This is a genomic window from Sphingopyxis sp. YF1 (assembly GCF_022701295.1).
In the GTDB taxonomy this organism is placed as follows: Bacteria; Pseudomonadota; Alphaproteobacteria; order Sphingomonadales; family Sphingomonadaceae; genus Sphingopyxis.
In genome coordinates this window covers 1594770-1613044 of sequence record NZ_CP033204.1, presented here as the reverse complement: position 1 = coordinate 1613044, position 18275 = coordinate 1594770, and the positions used below count along the sequence as shown (strand labels likewise).

The following is an 18275-nucleotide window of genomic DNA, read 5'->3' as shown; positions in this document are numbered from 1 at the left end:
TCGAAAAATCCTTTCTGAAGAGAGTTTCGGTCGGCCTAGACGCCGAGCCGTGCCAAGATCTGGGGGGTGATCTTCCCGGCTGTCAGGCCGAAGTGATCGTAAAGATCGTCGATCGGTGCCGAAGCGCCGAAGCTGTCGATACCGAAACGCAGGCCGTCGCGGCCGGTGTAGCGTTCCCAGCCAAAGGTCGTCCCTGCCTCGATCGAGACGATCAGCGCGTCGCCGGGCAGAATATCGGCCTGGTAGGCGGCGTCCTGTTCGTCGAAGAGCTCGGTCGAGACCATCGAGACGACGTCGGCGCCATGACCCGCGGCCTCGAGCTTGTCGGCAACGTCGAGCGCCAGAGAGACTTCGGAGCCGGTGGCAACGAGCACCACCTTGCGCGCCGCCGATGCGCCGCGAAGGCGGTAACCGCCCTTCAGGCATAGATTTTCGCTGACGTCATGACGCAGGGCGGGCAGATTCTGGCGCGTGAGCGCGAGCAGCGACGGACGATCCTTCTGCGCCAGCGCAAGCGCCCAGCATTCGGCGGTTTCGACCGCGTCGGCGGGGCGCATCACGAGCAGGTTCGGCATCGCGCGCAGCGATTGCAGATGCTCGATCGGCTGGTGCGTCGGGCCATCCTCGCCGAGCCCGATGCTGTCGTGTGTCATGACATAGACGACGCGCTGCTGCTGGAGCGCCGACAGGCGGATCGCGGCGCGGCAATAGTCGGCAAAGACGAGGAAAGTGCCGCCATAGGGGATGATGCCGCCGTGCAACGCCATGCCGTTCATTGCCGCCGACATGCCGAATTCGCGGATGCCATAATAGAGATAACGGCCGGAATAATCATCTTTTGTCAGAGCATTAGTCGATGACGTTTTGGTATTGTTCGAACCGGTAAGGTCAGCGCTGCCGCCGACCAGCGACGCGATGTCCGCCGTCAGCGCGGTCAGGGTATTTTCCGACGCCTTGCGCGTCGCCACCTTCGGCGGCTCGGCAACGAGTCCATCGAGATAGGCCTTGAAGGCGTCGCCGGGAACAACATCGCCGCTCAGTCGAGCGTCAAATTCGCTTTTCTTTTCGTTGCTTGCAAGTCGATCACTCCATTCCGCGTGAAGCTTCTTGCCTGCTTCACCGAATGCGGCCCACGCTGCGGCAATGTCCGCAGGAATTTCGAAGGGAGCCGCGGTCCAGCCGAGATTCGCCCGCGTCGCGGCGATTTCGTCAGCCCCGAGCGGCGAGCCATGCGTTGCCGAGGTGCCCTGCTTGTTGGGGGCGCCGAAACCGATCAGCGTGCGGCAGGCGATCAGCGAGGGGCGATTGTCGGCAATCGCGCCATCGAGCGCGCGACGAATGTCGGCGGGATCGTGCCCGTCGCAGCTGTCGACGTGCCAGCCGGTAGCGGCGTAACGCGCCTTGACATCCTCGCTCGTCGACAGATCGGTCGACCCGTCGATCGTGATCTTGTTGTCGTCCCACAGCACGATGAGCCGGCCAAGTTGCAAGTGACCCGCCAGACCGATGGCCTCGTGGTTGATGCCCTCCATCAGGCAGCCGTCCCCGGCGATGACATAGGTGCGATGGTCGACCAGATCGTCACCGTAGAGCGCGTTGAGATGACGCTCGGCGATCGCCATGCCGACCGCGGTCGCCAAGCCCTGCCCCAGCGGTCCCGTCGTCGTCTCGATACCCTCAAGCTCGAAATTCTCGGGATGCCCCGCGCACGGGCTGTGCAGCTGACGGAAATTGCGGATGTCGTCGATCGTCGGACGCGCATAACCGGCAAGGTGCAGCGTCGCATAGGCGAGCATCGATCCATGCCCCGCCGACAGGACGAATCGATCACGGTCAGGCCACTTCGGATCGGCCGGGTCAAATTTCAGATAGTTCGCATAAAGGACGGTGGCGACGTCGGCCATGCCCATCGGCATTCCCGGGTGGCCGCTGTTCGCGGTCTGTACGGCGTCCATCGCAAGCGCGCGGACCGCGTTGGCGAGCTGACGTTCGGGCAGTGTCATAATTCCCCCGGAAAAGGTTGGGCAGGTGGCGGGATTCGGTGGGGACAGCCCTTTGCGGGGGGAGGCCGCGAAGTCAACCGCTGGCGGCAAGAAATGCGCGCTTGAGGGCGCAATTCACCGCTGCTACGCCTAGACGCATGGAACTCGACGACGCCAGCCTCGCCATCGGCCGCATCGAACGGGCGATCAGCCGGATGGAAAAGGCGCTGACCGAGCGCGCCACCCGCCCCGTCCAGTCCGCCACCGCGCTACCCCCTGCCGAACAATCGGCGCTGAAAGCCGAAGTGGCTGCGGTAATTGGCGAATTGGACCGGTTGATCGCGGAGGCGAAACATGGCTGACGTCAAGCTCACCATAGCCGGACGGCCCTATGACGTGCATTGCGCCGACGGGCAGGAAGCACAGTTGATGCAGCTGGCCGCGATCGTCGATGCCAAGGCGCGTACGATCCAGGGTGGCACCGAGGTACGCCAGCTGCTCTTTGCGGCGCTGATGCTCGCCGACGAGGGTCAAGAGGCGGCGAGCAAGGCCGGCCATGCCGAACCCCAGCTCGATTCGCTGCGCGCCGCGGTCGCACTCGCCGAGAGCCGCGAAGCGTCGACACGGGAGGAATTACGAAGCGCACGCGCCGAGGTCAGAACGGCGACCGAGCGCGCGCAGGCGGCACTCGCGGAACTGGAGCAGTTCCGCCAGCGTCCGCCGGCCGCGGTCGCCGCACCGGCCTACGGCCGCGCGCTCGAGCAGATCGCCGACCGGATCGAGGCGCTCGCGTCGAAGGTCGAGCAAATGCCTTGAGCCGGGCGCCTGGCATCCCTACATAGGCGATGGCGGGCACTGCCCGGCACGAGCCGCTGCGAATATCCCTGAGGCGATACATCATCCAAGGGAGCTGTCCCTGCCCGGACCCTGGTCCGACGTACATGGCCCCCACCTGACGTTACTGGCGTCAGAGGATTTTCCGGCAAACGACCCCATGGTGGTCCCGCCACCCACCCTTTGAGCGGGCTGAAGAGGCAATGACCGATCCGGCCCGCAGTAAGGCGCATCTGCGCGAAAGACTTCGCTTTCGTCGCCGCCACTTCGTCGCCAGCCTTGACGGCATGGCGCGGCTCGCGGCATTCCGAACCCTCCCCTCCCCGCTGGCCGAGGCTGCCGCGGCGCATGCGCCCGTCGCCGGCTATGCGCCATGGGGCGACGAGCCCGATATCCTGGCGATGCTCGAACCGCTCGGGACGATCACCCTGCCCCGTCATGCCGCGCGCGTCGCCGCGATGGATTTCTGTCGCTGGCATTCCGGCGATGCACTGACAAAAGGACCATGGGGCGCCATGCAACCCGCCCCGGATGCCGAACCCGTCGTTCCCGGCCTGATTCTCTGCCCGCTCGTCGGGTTCGACCGTCGCGGCGGCCGAATCGGTCAGGGCGGCGGGCATTATGATCGCTGGTTCGCGGCGCATCCCGACACCTTGCGCGTGGGAATCGGCTGGTCGGTGCAGGAAGTCGACACCGTCCCCACCGAACCGACCGACATCGCGCTCGACGCGATCCTGACCGAACAGGAATTCATCCTTTGCGGAGACCGAATGTGAATCCTCAACCCAGCTGGCGCAAACCCGCCGGCATCTTCCTTATCCTGATGCTGATCATCCTGTGGGCGGCGATCATCGTCAGCCTGTCGACCTGGGTCGGCGACTGGCCAGTGCTACTCCAGGCGATCTTCTACCTCGCCGCAGGAATCGTCTGGATCCTGCCGCTCAAGCCGCTGCTGCGCTGGATGGAACTGGGGCACTGGCGCGACTGAGGCGCGGCGCGCCGGAGGGCGGTGGCGCGGCTAAAAAGCCGCGCCAATCCGTACAATCCCGCTTCTGAAAGCATCCCAAGCTGCGGTGGCCATTCCGTCCCGAGAGACAAGGAATGGCGCGAGTGACGGGGCTCGAACCCGCGACCTCCGGCGTGACAGGCCGGCACTCTAACCAACTGAGCTACACCCGCGTGTGCTTGGGTGCCGCGCCAATATGCGCCCCACCGGTGCCTGTCAACCGCCACCTTCGGTTGGCGCACGATTTAATCGATCGCGAACCTCGTCGGTCGTCGTCAGCGTGCCCCGTTCGAACAGAAAACCGCCGAGATCGGGCGTCCCTGTCGATTGCAGCACAGTTTGCAGAATAAGTAGCAGCGGAACGGCGAGCAACGCTCCGGGCGCCCCCCAGATCCACCCCCAGAAGCTCAACGACACGAGAATCAGCAGCGGATTGATCGTCAGCCGCTTGCCGAGCACGAGCGGCGTGACCAGATTCGCCTCGACCGTGTGTACGCCGATGAAGATCAGCGCCGGCAGCAAGGCGATTCCCACCGCGTCGAAAGTCATCAGCCCGCCGAGCCCGAGCAGCGTCGCAGCCACGATCGGCCCGAGATAGGGGACGAAATTGCAAAGCGACACGATCCCGCCCCACATGAAAGGCGACGGCATGCCCAGCGCCCACAGCAACACCGCCACGAGCAGGCCGAGGATTGCGTTGATCATCGTGATCGTCGCCAGATAGTCGGCGGTCGCATCGACGACATTCTGGATCACACGCGCGGTCTGCATCGCGCCATCGAAGCTGCCGCGGCGCCGAATCGTTCCCCGGCGCAGCCGCGTCCAGCCGGCGAGGAAGAAGAAGATCACCAGCACGGCAAAGAAGAGCTGGATCGCCGCGGCAGGCGCGGACGAGATGAAATAGTCGATCACCGACGACGGCGCCTGCGCCGCGACCGCCTGCGCCGTGGCCTCGGTCCCGGTCGCGACCGAGGTCAGGGTACGGTCGACGAATTTCTGGAGGGTCGAATAAAAGTCGATCAGCGGCGCGAGGTTGCTCTGGATGCGCGGGATCGATTCGGGAAGCCGCGCGAACCAGCCGGTCGCCGGCACGACGATGATCGCAAGCGCGGCATTGACCAGCGCAAGAAAGGCCGCGAGCGCAAGAAAGGCGGCCAGCGCCGAGGGCACGCCGCGCCGTTCGAGCCATTCGAGAAGCGGGACCAGGGCGATCGCGATGACGATCGCCGCGGTCAGCGGCAGGAAAAACTCGGCGCCCGCCTGCAGCGCAAAGGGCAGTCCGAGACAGAAAGCCGCACCGAGGATCAGCGTCAGCGCCGCGAGCAACCGGTCACGGCGAAAATCGTCGATCTCGATCTGGCGCAGGGGATTGTCGGCCGCCGGTCGCCTGTTTCTGTCCCCCCGATCCTCGGCCACGCGGCGCATCTCCCTCGCTGATCGCCATACCTTATGCGACCTTGCTGCGCCGCGCCAGACAGCACACCCCTGTCCAGTTTCGGGACAATATCTCTCTTGGTGACCCGGCTCTTAACCAGAAATTTCCGTTTCGGGCCGATGAACGGCTCCACGGACCAGCCATTGGAGTTACTAACGATGATGAAAGCGCCTGTGGGGGGCGCGCCGCATCGGTATCGCATCCCTGCCATTTCCATATTCGCCCTTGCAACCGCGCTCGCCCTGCCGATGCAGGCCCAGGCCGCGGGCACCCGTGCGGGCTCGACGATCAGCAACACCGCGAGCGCCAGCTATGATGCTGGCGGCGGTACGCAGACGATCGATTCGAACAAGGTCGACCTGCGCGTCGACGAACTGCTCGACGTCACGGTCGATTCGAGCGATCCCGCCGATGTTCCGACGACGCCGGGCTCTACGCAGCAACGGCTCACCTTCGCGGTCACCAACAACGGCAATGGCGAAGAAGCCTTTGCGCTCTCGACCGTCGCGAACGGCGGCGGCGACGATTATGATCCCGCGGTCACGCAGATCTACGTCGACAACGGCGACGGCATCTTCGACGCCGGAACAGACACCCTCTACACACCGGGCGCCAACGACCCAGTGCTCGCCCCCGACCAAAGCGTCGCCGTTTTCGTGCTTTCGACGACCCCCGGCGGCGTCGCTGACGGCGACCGCGGCATCGTGAGCCTCGTTGCCACGGCAAAGACCGGGACGGGCACCCCCGGGACAAGCTTCGCCGGCCAGGGCGAAGGCGGCGGCGATGCCGTCGTCGGCTCGACCGGTGCCGACGGGCAGGATAGCGGCGCCTATGCCGTGTCGGCGGCGACCGTGTCACTCGTCAAGTCGGCGGTCGTTCTCGACCCCTTCGGCGGCAGCGAACCCGTTCCGGGCGCGACGATCACCTATACGATCGTGGCCACTGTCGCAGGCAGCGGATCGGTGAACGGGCTCGCCATCGTCGATAATATTCCCGCCGATACCGCCTATGTCGCTGGATCGATCACGCTCGGCGGATCGAGCCTGACCGACACCGTCGATGGCGATGTCGGCGATTATAACGGCACGCGGATCAACGTCGCGCTCGGCACCGTCGCCGGCGGCCAGACCCGCACCGTCACCTTCAAGACCACGATCGACTGATGGAGTATCGCATGCGAATCCTGCCCCTTCTCTTCGCCGCGGCACTCCTGCCCGGCCAGGCTCTGGCGGCCAATCAGGTCGCCCTCGACAACAGTGTCTTCGTCGAACGGCTTTCGACCGACGCGGCGGGCAAGCAGCGCGTACTGCTTGAGGAACCGAAGGTCGTCGTTCCCGGCGACCGTCTCGTCTTTGTGCTGGCCTATCGCAACGCCAGCGCGCAGCCGGCGGACAAATTCGTGATCACCAACCCGCTGCCCGCCGCGGTGCGCTTCGCCGACGCCGGCGATACGCGTCCGCTGGTGTCGGTCGACGGTGGCAAGGCGTGGGGCCTGCTGTCCGACCTGACCGTCCGCCAGTCCGACGGAACGTTGCGCTCGGCACAGCCGAGCGACGTCACGCACATCCGCTGGGCGTTCCAGAAACCGATTCCAGCCGGCGCTTCGGGCAAGCTGATGTTCCGGGGAATCGTAAAGTAGACGAATAGCTTAAACCGCCTGACGGTCGCCGGCGGTGGGGAAAGGCGACCAACCAGAACCCGGGAGCTCAGCTATGACCAGGCTGATCAACATGGGTACCTTGGGTGTGGCGGCAATTGCCTGTTTCGCCTCCGCGCCGGCGTTCGCCGCCGGCACGACCGCGGGTACCTCGATTACCAATACCGCAACCGTCGATTTTCAGGTCGGCGGTGTCAGCCAGACGCAGCAGAGCGCGTCGGACATCTTTGTCGTCGATCGCAAGATCAACCTGCTCGTCGAAGAAGTGGGTACAGTGACAACCGAAGTCGTCCCCGGCCAGGCCAATGCCGTCACGACGTTCCAGCTTACCAACAGCTCGAACGAGGGGCTCGACTTCCTGCTCGCCGCGACGCAGATCAGCGGCGGCACGGCGGCGCACGGCGGCACCGACAGCTTCAATGCGGCCAATATCCGCATCTATCGCGACAATCCCACGACCGGCACGGTGGGAAGCTGGGACGCCGGCGATGCGCTGGTGACCTATATCGACGAACTCGCCGCCGACACCACGGCGCGCATCTTTGTCCTCGCCGACATTCCGGGAGGGCTCGCCAACGGCTCGGTCGCCGGCGTCCAGCTGCGCGCGACCGCGCGCGAAGGCGGCACGGCGGGTTCGCAGGGCGCAGTCATCACCCAGACCGCCGGCGCCAACACCGCGGGCAAGGACACGGTCTTTGCCGACGGCATCGGCGTCAACGACGGCAGCCGCGATGGCGCGCACAGCGCCGCCGACGATTATACCGTCAAGACGGCGACGCTGACGGTCACGAAAACCAGCCGCGTGATCTGGGATCCGTTCAACACGACGACGAACCCCAAGCTGATTCCCGGCGCGGTGGTCGAATATTGCATCGCGATCGCCAATTCGGGCGGCGCCGATGCCACGACGGTGGCCATTACCGACTCTGTTCCGGGCCAGCTGACCTATTTGGGTTCGGGCAACCCGAACAGCCTGCCCAATGGACCGATCGCGCTGGGCGGGTCCGTCACCGCCGGCGTCTGCAACGCCGATGGCGCGGCGGGCGGCAGCTACGCCGCCCCCGTCGTGTCGGGGACGCTTCCCACGGTGGCCGCGGGCGCGACGCGCACGCTGGTCTTCCGCGCCACCGTCAACTGATCGCGGAAAAAGGAAAGGGCAGCGACGCCGGTCAATTCCGGCGGCGCTCCCCCCTTGCCCGAACGCTCATGAGCTTCCTCCCGAAATGCCTGGCCCTTGCCACCGCGCTGGTTGCGGCAGCCACGCTGCCCGCAGCGCGCGCCGATGCGCAGGTCATTTCCAATACCGCGTCGGCCGAATGGACCGCGAGCGGACGTCCGGCGCAGACGTTCTCGAACCGCGTCGACGTCATAGCGACGCCGCGGCCGCCCGAGCGTCCGACGATCAGCACCTATCGGCTGACCAGCAACCTCGGCTCCAAGTCGGCGCCGGTCGTCCCGACCCGCTGTCAGGGCAGCGGCGGGACCAGCCTGATCGAACCCGGCGGCGTTTTCGCCTCGCTGCCGACCGACCCCGCCTCGCTGCAGCCCACCGGACGCTTTCATGCCGGCGAAGTGCTGGTGGTCGGCGTGACGCTCGCCGGCGCCAACAGCGATCCCGCGGCGCGCGACACGCTCGACGTGGCGCTCGAGCTCGAAAACGGCGATCGCGAACGCATCACCCTGTCGGAAACCGCGGCAAACAGCGGCGAGTTCGTCGGCATCATCAACAGCATCGGCATGCCGCCGCCGCTGGTCGCGGGCGACTGCCGCCTGTCGGTCTCGCCCGGATCGACGGTGACGATGCGGGTCAGCGATGACGCGCATGCCGAACTCGTCGCCACCGCGGAAATCAGCTTCCTCGTCGATCCGTTCGGCATCGTCTTCGACAGCGGCGACGGCGCGCCGGTCGCGGGCAGCCGCGTCACCATCATCGATACCGCGACGGGCCGACCGGCCCCGGTCTTCGGCGACGACGGCGTCTCGACATACCCGTCGAGCGTCGTCACCGGCCAAAGCGTCACCGACAGCGGCGGGACCGTCTACACCTTCCCGCCCGGGGACTATCGTTTCCCCTTCGTGGCGCCCGGCACCTATCGCCTGCTGGTCGAGCCGCCCGCGCCCTTCACCGCCCCTTCGACCGCAGATCCCGGCGCGCTCGCGGGTTTCCGCCGTCCCGACGACGGCCTGCCATATACGATCAACGCGGCAAGCTATGGCGCCGTCTTCACGCTGAACGACCCGGCACCGGTGCGGATCGACATCCCGGTCGACCGACCGGGCGGCGAGCTGGCCCTGCACAAGACGACTTCGACGCAGGTCGCGGTGCCCGGCGACGTGATCCAGTACCGGATCGAGGTGTCGAATCGCGACGCGCGCCGCGGCAGCGGCGTGGTGACGCTGCGCGATGCCCTGCCCGCCGGCATGCGGCTGCGCCTCGACACGGTACGTGCCGACGGCGTGCGGATCGATCCGGTCGTCGAAGCGAACGGCCGCGATTTCAGCGTCGCCTTGCCCGCCCTCGCGCCCGGACAGCGCGTGCTGCTCACCTATCTCGCCGAAGTCGCTGTATCGGCCCAACCCGGCAACGCGCTCAATCGCGCCACGGCGACCGACAATCGCGGCGCGACGAGCAACGTGTCCGAGGCGACGGTATCGATCAAGCGCGACCGGCTCGGCGACCGGATGACGATCATCGGTCGCATCACCGACGGCGGCTGCGCCGTCGATCCGGGCAAGGCCGCGGGGATCGGCGGCGTGCGCGTCATGCTGCGGGACGGCAGCTACGCCGTCACCGACCAGGACGGCCGCTATCATTTCGAAGGCGTTCGTCCCGGGCTGCATGTCGTGCAGATCGATCCGTCGACGCTGCCGCTCGACCGCGAACCCGTCGACTGCGCGCGATCGGCGCAGAGCGCGGGCAGCGCAATCTCGCGTTTCGTCGAGGGGCGCGGCGGCGCACTCAAGCGCGCCGATTTCCGCGCCGTCGCAGGTGCCCTGCGCACGGCGCATGCCATCGCCAGGGTCGAAGCGCCGGTGGTGCCCGGCGATCCCGAAGCCGCGGGCGCGGGGCGCGACTGGCTGGCCGGCGAAGCACCGGGCATCGGCTGGCTCTTCCCCGCCCCCGACCATAATCCGCGATCAAAGGCGGTTCGTGCCGCGATCAAGCATGCACCGGGCCAGACGGTGACGCTGACGATCAACGGCAAGCCCGTCGATCCGCTCGCCTATGAAGGCGCGCGCAAGTCCGCCGACGGCCGGGTCGCGGTCAGCGTGTGGCGCGGGATCGAGATCCGCGAGGGCGAGAACCGCCTCGTCGCCACCGTGAAGGACGCGAACGGCGTCACGGTCGAAACGCTCGAACGCAACGTCCACTATTCGATCACCCCGATGCACGCCGCGCTGATCCGTGAAAAGTCGGTGCTGGTCGCCGACGGCGTGACGCGGCCGGTGCTGGCGGTGCGGCTGACCGACCGCGACGGCAAGCCCATCCGCAGCGGCCTGACCGGCGATTTCAGCGTCCCCGCTCCCTATCATCCCGCGGTCGAAGCCGATGCGCAGCAGGCGCGCCAGCTGTCGGGGCTCGAGCGCGCGCGGCCGGTGTGGAAGATCGCGGGCGACGACGGCATCGCCTATATCGAGCTCGAGCCCACGACGGCGTCGGGCACGCTGACGATCGACTTCGCCTTCCGCGACGACAAGGTGACGCGGGGCCAGACGATCGAAACCTGGCTCGATCCGGGCGATCGGCCGTGGACCGTCGTCGGCTTCGCCGCGGGCACGATCGGCTACAACACGCTCGACGACCGCATGGAACCGGTGGCCGAGACGATCGACGATCTCAACGGCGACGCGCGCCTCGCGCTCTATGCGAAGGGCCGGGTGCGCGGCAAATGGCTGATGACGCTGGCTTACGACAGCGACAAGGACAAGGATGACGCGCGCTTCGGCGGCGTGATCGATCCGCGCGCCTATTACACCATCTACGCCGACCACAACGAAACGCGCTACGACGCCGCGTCGGTGCGCAAGCTCTATCTGCGGCTCGAACGCCCGCAATTCTATGCGATGTTCGGCGATGTCGAGACCGGCATTTCGGAACCCCAGCTCGCCCGCTACCAGCGCGCACTCAACGGCGGAAAGGCCGAGTATCGCGGCAAGACTATCGCCGCGACCGCCTTCGCCGCCGACACGCCGTACCGCTTCCGCCGCGACGAGATCCAGGGCAATGGCCTGACGGGGCCGTACCAGCTCGGCGCGAAGGACATTTTGCCGAACAGCGAGCGGATCGTCATCGAGACGCGCGACCGGCTGCACAGCGAGCGCATCATCGAGACGCGCAGCCTGACGCGCCATATCGATTACGACATCGACTATTTCGCGGGCACGCTGCGCTTCCGCGAACCGGTGCTCAGCCGCTCGTCGGGACTCGATCCGCAGTTCATCGTCGCCGAATATGAGGTCGACGGCATCGGCGAGCGCGTGCTCAACGCCGGTGGCCGCGTCAGTTACCAGTCGGACGACGAGCAGCTCCGCGTCGGCGCGACGATGATCCACGACGAGAGCAGCGACGCCAAAACCAATCTCGGCGGCGTCGATGCGCGCTATCGCCCGAATGTCGACACCGAAATCCGCGCCGAAATCGCGGTCAGCGATGCCTCGTCAAAGCCGGGCAGCAGTGTCGCCGCCCCGGGCCGTGCGACCGCGTGGCTGGTCGAAGCCGAGCACCACAGCCGGACGGTCGACGTGCTCGCCTATGTCCGCGAGCGCCAGACCGGCTTCGGCGCGGGCCAGCTCAACCGCGGCGAGGACGGCACGCGCAAATTCGGTCTCGATGCGCGGCTGCGCGCGACGCGCACGCTGTCGCTGACCGGCAGCGCGTGGCAGGAGGATTATCTCGATGTCGGATCGCGCCGCCGCGCCGCGCGCGCGCTGGCCGAATATGACAATGGCACCACCGTCGCGCGCGCCGGCATCACCCACGCCGACGACCGGCTGGCGGACGGCACGCGCAATGTGTCGAACATCGTCCAGTTCGGCGCGACGCAGCGCCTGTTCGAAAAGCGCCTCGAACTCGACGCGCAGACCGAATTCGCGCTGGGCGGCAAGGATGCGAGCGTCGATTTCCCGACGCGCCGCCGCCTCGGCGCGCACTTCGCGATCACGCGCGACGTCAACCTGGTCGGCAGCTACGAGATCGCCGATGGCGACAGCATCAAGGCACGCACCGCGCGGCTGGGCTTCGACCTTGCGCCCTGGGCCGGCGCGCGGCTGCTCGCGACCGCGAACCAGCAGGATATCGGCGAATATGGTCCGCGCAGCTTTGCCGCCTACGGCCTGTCGCAGACGCTGCGGCTCGGCAAGAAGCTGACGGTCGACCTGTCGGTCGACGGCAACCGCACGCTCGGCGGCATCCGCGCGGGCGACGTACTCAATATCGAGCAGCCGGTGGCATCGGGCGGTTTCCTGGGTGGGAACGGCACGCTGACCGAGGATTTCCTCGCGATCAGCACCGGCGCGACGTACCGCACCGAGCGCTGGACGCTGGCCGGGCGTGCCGAATATCGCGACGGGGAGCTTGCCAACCGTTACGGGCTGACGCTCGGCACGCTGCGCCAGCTCGGCGAAGGCCGCGCGCTCGGTGCGCTCTTCACCTACGCCAGGGCGAGCGGCAGCGGCACGGTGCCGACGACCGAAGTGATGAGCTTCGAGATGAGCTGGGCGCACCGCCCCGCCGAATCGCGCGTGCAATGGCTCAACAAGAGTGAGTTCCGCTCGGACAAGGTGCGGGGCGCGATCGCCGGCCAGCCGGGGCCGATCGGCGGCGGCGCGCTGACGATCGACGGCGACGCGACGAGCCGCCGCGCGCTCAACAGCCTGTCGCTCAACTGGACGCCGATGGGCGACCGCGGCGAAAACGGCATGTGGTACGAACGCGCCGAAATCGGCCTCTTCTGGGGCACGCGCTATAATTTCGACCGGTTCGGCGCCGACGATGTGAAGGGCTGGTCGAACCTGCTCGGCGCCGATTTCCGCTTCAGTCTCGGCGAGCATGTCGACGTCGGGGCGTCGGGCACGGTGCGCGTCGGGACCGGCGGCGACACGCTGAGCTGGGCGGGCGGGCCGACGATCACGCTGGCGCCGATGAAAAATGCCAATGTGACGCTCGGCTATAATTTCGCAGGGTTTCACGACCGCGATTTCGAGGACAGCCGTTTTGCGCGTTCAGGGGCCTATGTGACCTTCAAGCTGAAGTTCGACCAGACGAGCTTTCAGGGACTGGGGTTATAAGTCGATCCTCCCTGTGGCGAAGCCATGGGGAGGTGGCAGCGCGAAGCGCTGACGGAGGGGCCGTAACGCGACGTTCCCAGCCCCTCCACCACTCGCTTCGCGAGCGGTCCCCCTCCCCACCGCTTCGCGGCAGGGAGGATTTGGTTTCAATCCGCGAACAGCAGGACCGGGGTCTCGATCAGCTTCTTGAGCGCCTGCACATAGCTCGCGGCATCCCAGCCATCGACGACGCGGTGGTCGCAGCTGATCGACAGGTTCATCAGCTTGGCGCGGCGGATCTCGTCGCCGTCGAAGACCGGACGCTCGACGATCTTGTTCGGGCCGATGATCGCGACCTCGGGCCGGTTGATCACCGGGGTCGTCGCGATGCCGCCGAGCGGGCCGAGCGAGGTGACGGTGAGCGTGCCGCCGGTCAGCTCCTCGACCTTCGCCTTGCCGGTGCGCGCGGCTTCGGCGAGGCGGCTGATTTCGCTCGCGAGCTGCCAGACATTCTTGTCCTGCGCGTCGCGGATCACCGGGACCATCAACCCCGCGTCGGTCTGCGTCGCCATGCCCAGATGCACCGCGCCGTAGCGCGTGACCACGCCGCCCTCGTCGTCGTAGCGCGCGTTGATCATCGGGAACTGCGGGATGGTGCGGCAGATCGCAACGATCAGGAAGGGCAGCATGGTCAGCTTGGGCCGTCCGCCGCGGTTGGCGTTGAGGTCGGCGCGCATATCCTCGAGCGCGGTGACGTCCATTTCCTCGACATAGGTGAAGTGCGGAATCGCGCGCTTCGACGCCGCCATATTCTCGGCGATCTTGCGGCGCATGCCGATGACCTTGATCGGTTCGTCGGCGCGCGCGCGGCTGGCGCCGGGGGCGTGATAGCCCTGCCCGCCGCTGTAGCGCAGGAAGGCGTCGAGGTCGGCGTGGCGGATGCGGTCGCCTTCGGCGTGGACCTGACCGAGGTCGACGCCGAGATCCCTGGCGCGGGCGCGGACGGCGGGGGATGCGAGGACAGTCTTCCCATGCTCCGCTCGGGCTGAGCTTGTCGAAGCCCCGTCCTTCTGTTCAACGGTCGAAGACAAGGACGGCCCTTCGACAGGCTCAGGGCGAACGGGTTGGGGTGTCGGCGCGGCGGCGTCGGCCACCGAAACTTCCTCGGCGCCCGGGGTTTCCGCGACGATGTCTTCTTCGACCGGCGTATCGGCCGGCGGCGCTTCGACCTCGCCGTCGCCGTCGGTCTCGATCACCGCGAGCGTCGAGCCGATCGGGATCAGGTCGCCGACCTCGCCCGCGAGTTCGACGACGATCCCCGACACGGGCGATTCCATTTCGACGGTCGCCTTGTCGGTCATCATGTCGGCAAGCTGCGCATCTTCCTCGACGCGCTCGCCGATCTTGACATGCCAGGCGACGATTTCGGCCTCAGCGATGCCTTCGCCGATGTCGGGCAGACGGAATGAATAGCGGGCCATTTGCGTCAGTCCTTCAAGATTTTGGTGAGCGCGGTCGCGATGCGCACCGGGCCGGGGAAATAGGCCCATTCGAGGCTGTGCGGGTACGGAGTGTCGAAGCCGGTGACGCGTTCGACGGGCGCCTCGAGATGGTAGAAGCAGCGCTCCTGCACGAGCGCCGCGAGTTCGGCGCCGAAGCCCGAGGTGCGCGTCGCTTCGTGGATGATCAGGCAGCGGCCGGTCTTTTTCACCGACGCCTCGATCGCGTCCATGTCGAGCGGCAGCAGGGTGCGCAGGTCGATGATCTCGGCGTCGATGCCCATTTCCTCGACGATCGTCCGCGTGACGTGGACCATCGTGCCATAGGCGAGGATCGTCAGCGCCTCGCCCTCGCGCACGGTCGCGGCCTTGCCGAGGTCGATGCGGTAATAGCCCTCGGGCACCGCACTCGCGTCATGCTTCGACCAGGGCTCGACCGGGCGGTCGTAATAGCCGCTGAAGGGGCCGTTGTAGATGCGCTTGGGTTCGAGGAAGACGACGGGGTCATTGTCCTCGATCGCCGCGATCAGCAGCCCCTTGGCGTCATAGGGGTTCGACGGGATCACCGTCTTCACGCCGCAGATGTGCGTCATGATGCTTTCGGGTGACTGGCTGTGCGTCTGGCCGCCGAAGATGCCGCCGCCGAAGGGCGTGCGCACCGTCATCGGGCAGATATAGTCGTTTGCCGAACGGTAACGCAGCCGCGCGGCTTCGCTGACGAGTTGGTCGAGCCCCGGATAGATATAGTCGGCGAACTGGATTTCTGGGACCGGGCGCAGGCCATAGGCGCCCATGCCGACCGCGACGCCGATGATGCCGCATTCGTTGATCGGGGTGTCGAACACCCGGGTCTTGCCATGCTTTTTCTGGAGGCCCGCGGTCGCGCGGAACACGCCGCCGAAAAAGCCGACGTCCTCGCCCATCACCACCGTGTTGAGGTCGCGTTCGAGCATGACGTCCATGGCGCTGTTGATCGCCTCGATCATGTTCATGGTTTTCGTGGCGGTTTGGGTCTCAACGCTCATCATTCGGGCTTCCAGTTGGGGCCGAACTTGGCCTCTTGCTCGGCGAGCATCTGTGCGCACTGTTCCTTGAGGTGCCAGGGCATCTCCTCGAACACGTCCTGGAACATCGTCTCGAACGGCTGGTGCATGCCGTGCCCGAGAATACCGAGCTTTTCCGATTGCTTCTGGGTCGCCTTGACCAGATCGTCGAGCTCCCTGGCCTGCGCGGCGTGGCGTTCTTCGTCCCACTCGCCGAGCGCGACCAGATGCTGCTTCAACCGTGCGATCGGATCGCCGAACGGCCATGCGGTCGCCTCGTCCGCGGCGCGATAGGCGCTCGGGTCGTCCGACGTGCTGTGCCCTTCGCTGCGATAGGTGAAATGCTCGATCAAGGTCGGGCCGTTGTTCGTGCGCGCGCGATCGGCCGCCCACGCAGTCGCGGCATAGACCGCGAGCGGATCATTGCCGTCGACGCGCAGCCCGGCGATGCCATAGCCCACGGCGCGCGCCGCAAAGGTCGTACGCTCGCCGCCGGCAAAGCCCGAGAAGCTGGAGATCGCCCACTGGTTGTTGACGACGTTGAAGATCACCGGCGCGTTGTAGACGGTGGCAAAGGTCAGCGCCGAGTGGAAGTCGCCTTCGGCTGACGACCCCTCGCCGCACCAGACGGTCGCGATGCGGCTGTCGCCCTTCGATGCCGAGGCCATCGCCCAGCCCACCGCCTGCGGATATTGCGTCGCGAGGTTGCCCGACACGCTGAAGAAGCCATGTTCGGGCGCCGAATACATGATCGGCAGCTGACGCCCGAGCAGATGGTCGCCGCGGTTCGAATAGATCTGGTTCATCATCTGGATCAGCGGATAGTCGCGCGCGATCAGGATGCCCTGCTGACGATAGCTGGGGAAGCACATGTCCGACCGGTCGATCGCCATCGTCGAAGCGACCGAGGTCGCCTCCTCGCCGGTGCATTTCATGTAGAAGCTGGTCTTGCCCTGCCGCTGGGCCCGGAACATGCGATCGTCGAACGCGCGTACCAGCATCATCGTGCGCAACATCGTCCGCAACCGCTCGGCGCTCAGCTTCGGGTCCCACGGCCCCTTCGCCACCCCGTCGAAATCGAGCACGCGGACGAGACCGTAGCACATGTCGCGCATCGCATCGGGCCGGGTATCCTCGCTCGGACGCGGCGTCGCGTCGACCGCGGGGACATCGATGTCTCCGAAATCGGGGGTGTCCCCGGGGCGGTAGCGCGGTTCGGGAATATGGAGCGACAACGGCGGCAGATTGCTCGCCGGGCGCCCCGGATTCGCCTTGGGGGGCGTCTCGGGCATATCTTCATCCCTTCGGGCGCGAATCGTCGCGCCGTTTAGTTATATTTCAACGTGGCGACATATTATTACAGTCGCCAAGGCAATGCAACGCCGGGCTTCAGACCGCTACGGGCGCCGCGATATGCGTCTGCGGCGCGTAGGCCTCGACCGCGAAATCCTCGAACCGATAGTCGAAAATGCTCGCGGGACGGCGCAGGATGCGCAGCTTCGGCGCACCCGCCGGAATGCGCGCCAGCTGCTGTTCGACCAGGTCGGCGTGGTTCAGGTAGAGATGGACATCGCCGCCGGTCCACACGACCTCGTGCGCGTGCAGCCCCGTCTGCTCGGCGAGCATGCGCGTCAGCAGCGCCGCCTCGAAGATGTTGAAGGCAAAGCCGAGCCCGAGGTCGCACGACCGCTGGAACAAAAGGCACGACAGGCCGCCGTCGCTGCGGACGTGGAACTGGTAGGTCATGTGGCACGGCGGCAGCGCCATGCGGTCGAGATCGGCGACGTTCCAGCCGGTGAAGATATGGCGCCGCGATCCGGGGTTGTTCTTCAGCGAGTCGACCAGCGCGGCAATCTGGTTGTGCCCCTGCGCGGCACGGCGAAACAACCCCTCGCCCGCCGGCTCGTAGCGCGGCCAGTTGACCCACTGATGGCCGTAGACGGGACCCAGATCGCCCCATTTCGCCGCGAAATCATCGTCGGCGATGATTCGTGCCTCGAAATCCTCGGCGCTGATATCGTCGCCCGTCGCCTTGCGATATTTTTCGAGCGGCCAGTCGGTCCAGATTCGCACCCCCTGCGACACCAGCGAGCGGATGTTGGTGTCGCCGGTTAGAAACCACAGCATCTCGCGCAGCGCGGTTTTCCAGTAGACGCGCTTGGTGGTCAGCAACGGGATCGCATCGTCCCCGAGCGAGAATCGCATCGTCTCGCCGAACAGCGAACGGGTGCCGACTCCGGTGCGGTCGATGCGCTCGTCGCCCTCGACCCAGATGCGGCGCATCAGGTCGAGATACTGGAGTTCATAGTGGATGGACTCAGGCAAGATTCGCTCCCGTCGCTCGGTTCATATTGCTAGGCCGCGCACAACGGCGCGGCAAGGTGAGTCGCGCCCTGCCGGGCGTCGAGCGCTCGCGAACCACGATCCGGCTGCGACGCACACGGCAGAACATTTCGCTGTCCCGAGTGCCGGATTGCTCCGGAATCGGCAATGTTGCGGGCTGTGCCGATTGGCGCTTGATGTTCGCCGAATGCGCGTCTAGAGGACCGCCC

14 protein-coding genes and 1 tRNA gene are annotated in these 18275 nt (G+C 66.5%); 8 read left to right on the top strand and 7 right to left on the bottom strand.

Annotated elements, in window-relative coordinates:
- Positions 1–35: 35 nt before the first annotated feature.
- Positions 36–2003, bottom strand: a complete 1968-nt coding sequence (gene tkt, locus EAO27_RS07840; protein ID WP_242779241.1) for a transketolase — start codon at positions 2001–2003, stop codon at positions 36–38.
- 137 nt (positions 2004–2140) lie between these two features.
- Between tkt and EAO27_RS07835 the strand changes: the two genes are divergently transcribed.
- The 4 genes from EAO27_RS07835 to EAO27_RS07820 all read left to right on the top strand — a co-directional run bounded on the left by EAO27_RS07835 (position 2141) and on the right by EAO27_RS07820 (position 3804).
- Positions 2141–2344, top strand: coding sequence for a hypothetical protein (locus tag EAO27_RS07835; protein WP_242779238.1), 204 nt, complete (start codon positions 2141–2143; stop codon positions 2342–2344).
- On the top strand, positions 2337–2798 hold the full coding sequence (locus EAO27_RS07830) for a cell division protein ZapA (protein WP_242779235.1): 462 nt from the start codon (positions 2337–2339) through the stop codon (positions 2796–2798). Before EAO27_RS07835 ends, EAO27_RS07830 begins: the two co-directional genes overlap by 8 nt.
- Positions 2799–3019: 221 nt before the next feature.
- Entirely contained in the window at positions 3020–3592 is a 573-nt protein-coding gene (locus EAO27_RS07825) for a 5-formyltetrahydrofolate cyclo-ligase (RefSeq protein ID WP_242779233.1), read from the top strand.
- Positions 3589–3804, top strand: coding sequence for a DUF2842 domain-containing protein (locus tag EAO27_RS07820; RefSeq protein ID WP_278190137.1), 216 nt, complete (start codon positions 3589–3591; stop codon positions 3802–3804). Before EAO27_RS07825 ends, EAO27_RS07820 begins: the two co-directional genes overlap by 4 nt.
- A gap of 114 nt (positions 3805–3918) precedes the next feature.
- Here EAO27_RS07820 and EAO27_RS07815 read toward each other — a convergent pair.
- Both EAO27_RS07815 and EAO27_RS07810 read right to left on the bottom strand, forming a co-directional pair.
- Positions 3919–3995: transfer RNA gene (locus EAO27_RS07815), tRNA-Asp, on the bottom strand.
- A gap of 43 nt (positions 3996–4038) precedes the next feature.
- Positions 4039–5247: an AI-2E family transporter gene (locus EAO27_RS07810; RefSeq protein ID WP_242779230.1), complete on the bottom strand. Its 1209-nt coding sequence runs from the start codon at positions 5245–5247 to the stop codon at positions 4039–4041.
- Between the two features lie 168 nt (positions 5248–5415).
- On the opposite strand from EAO27_RS07810, the gene EAO27_RS07805 reads away from it, so the two are divergent.
- The 4 genes from EAO27_RS07805 (at position 5416) to EAO27_RS07790 (ending at position 13202) form a co-directional block, all read left to right on the top strand.
- On the top strand, positions 5416–6420 hold the full coding sequence (locus EAO27_RS07805) for a hypothetical protein (RefSeq protein WP_242779227.1): 1005 nt from the start codon (positions 5416–5418) through the stop codon (positions 6418–6420).
- Between the two features lie 11 nt (positions 6421–6431).
- Entirely contained in the window at positions 6432–6896 is a 465-nt protein-coding gene (locus EAO27_RS07800; RefSeq protein WP_242779225.1) for a hypothetical protein, read from the top strand.
- A gap of 73 nt (positions 6897–6969) precedes the next feature.
- Positions 6970–8052: a hypothetical protein gene (locus EAO27_RS07795; RefSeq protein ID WP_242779222.1), complete on the top strand. Its 1083-nt coding sequence runs from the start codon at positions 6970–6972 to the stop codon at positions 8050–8052.
- Positions 8053–8120: 68 nt separating this feature from the next.
- Positions 8121–13202, top strand: coding sequence for a hypothetical protein (locus EAO27_RS07790; RefSeq protein WP_242779219.1), 5082 nt, complete (start codon positions 8121–8123; stop codon positions 13200–13202).
- Positions 13203–13348: 146 nt separating this feature from the next.
- Here EAO27_RS07790 and EAO27_RS07785 read toward each other — a convergent pair whose 3' ends face one another.
- The 4 genes from EAO27_RS07785 to thyA all read right to left on the bottom strand — a co-directional run bounded on the left by EAO27_RS07785 (position 13349) and on the right by thyA (position 18051).
- On the bottom strand, positions 13349–14662 hold the full coding sequence (locus tag EAO27_RS07785; protein ID WP_242779217.1) for a dihydrolipoamide acetyltransferase family protein: 1314 nt from the start codon (positions 14660–14662) through the stop codon (positions 13349–13351).
- A 5-nt stretch (positions 14663–14667) separates the two neighbouring features.
- Complete coding sequence (locus tag EAO27_RS07780; protein ID WP_242779214.1) at positions 14668–15672, bottom strand: alpha-ketoacid dehydrogenase subunit beta; 1005 nt, start codon at positions 15670–15672, stop codon at positions 14668–14670.
- A gap of 32 nt (positions 15673–15704) precedes the next feature.
- The gene (locus EAO27_RS07775; RefSeq protein ID WP_242779210.1) at positions 15705–17015 is read right to left on the bottom strand and encodes a 3-methyl-2-oxobutanoate dehydrogenase (2-methylpropanoyl-transferring) subunit alpha; all 1311 of its coding nucleotides are present in this window, start codon (positions 17013–17015) and stop codon (positions 15705–15707) included.
- A gap of 97 nt (positions 17016–17112) precedes the next feature.
- Entirely contained in the window at positions 17113–18051 is a 939-nt protein-coding gene (gene thyA, locus EAO27_RS07770) for a thymidylate synthase (protein ID WP_278190159.1), read from the bottom strand.
- Positions 18052–18275: the final 224 nt, after the last annotated feature.

Bases quoted from the DNA above. Each gene is read 5' to 3' on its own strand.
- EAO27_RS07790 (WP_242779219.1), top strand. From the start codon at position 8,121: ATGAGCTTCCTCCCGAAATGCCTGGCCCTTGCCACCGCGCTGGTTGCG.
- EAO27_RS07780 (WP_242779214.1), bottom strand. From the start codon at position 15,672: ATGAACATGATCGAGGCGATCAACAGCGCCATGGACGTCATGCTCGAA.
- EAO27_RS07825 (WP_242779233.1), top strand. From the start codon at position 3,020: ATGACCGATCCGGCCCGCAGTAAGGCGCATCTGCGCGAAAGACTTCGC.
- EAO27_RS07785 (WP_242779217.1), bottom strand. From the start codon at position 14,662: ATGGCCCGCTATTCATTCCGTCTGCCCGACATCGGCGAAGGCATCGCT.
- EAO27_RS07835 (WP_242779238.1), top strand. From the start codon at position 2,141: ATGGAACTCGACGACGCCAGCCTCGCCATCGGCCGCATCGAACGGGCG.
- EAO27_RS07805 (WP_242779227.1), top strand. From the start codon at position 5,416: ATGATGAAAGCGCCTGTGGGGGGCGCGCCGCATCGGTATCGCATCCCT.
- EAO27_RS07810 (WP_242779230.1), bottom strand. From the start codon at position 5,247: ATGCGCCGCGTGGCCGAGGATCGGGGGGACAGAAACAGGCGACCGGCG.
- EAO27_RS07775 (WP_242779210.1), bottom strand. From the start codon at position 17,015: ATGCCCGAGACGCCCCCCAAGGCGAATCCGGGGCGCCCGGCGAGCAAT.
- tkt (WP_242779241.1), bottom strand. From the start codon at position 2,003: ATGACACTGCCCGAACGTCAGCTCGCCAACGCGGTCCGCGCGCTTGCG.
- EAO27_RS07830 (WP_242779235.1), top strand. From the start codon at position 2,337: ATGGCTGACGTCAAGCTCACCATAGCCGGACGGCCCTATGACGTGCAT.
- EAO27_RS07800 (WP_242779225.1), top strand. From the start codon at position 6,432: ATGCGAATCCTGCCCCTTCTCTTCGCCGCGGCACTCCTGCCCGGCCAG.
- EAO27_RS07795 (WP_242779222.1), top strand. From the start codon at position 6,970: ATGACCAGGCTGATCAACATGGGTACCTTGGGTGTGGCGGCAATTGCC.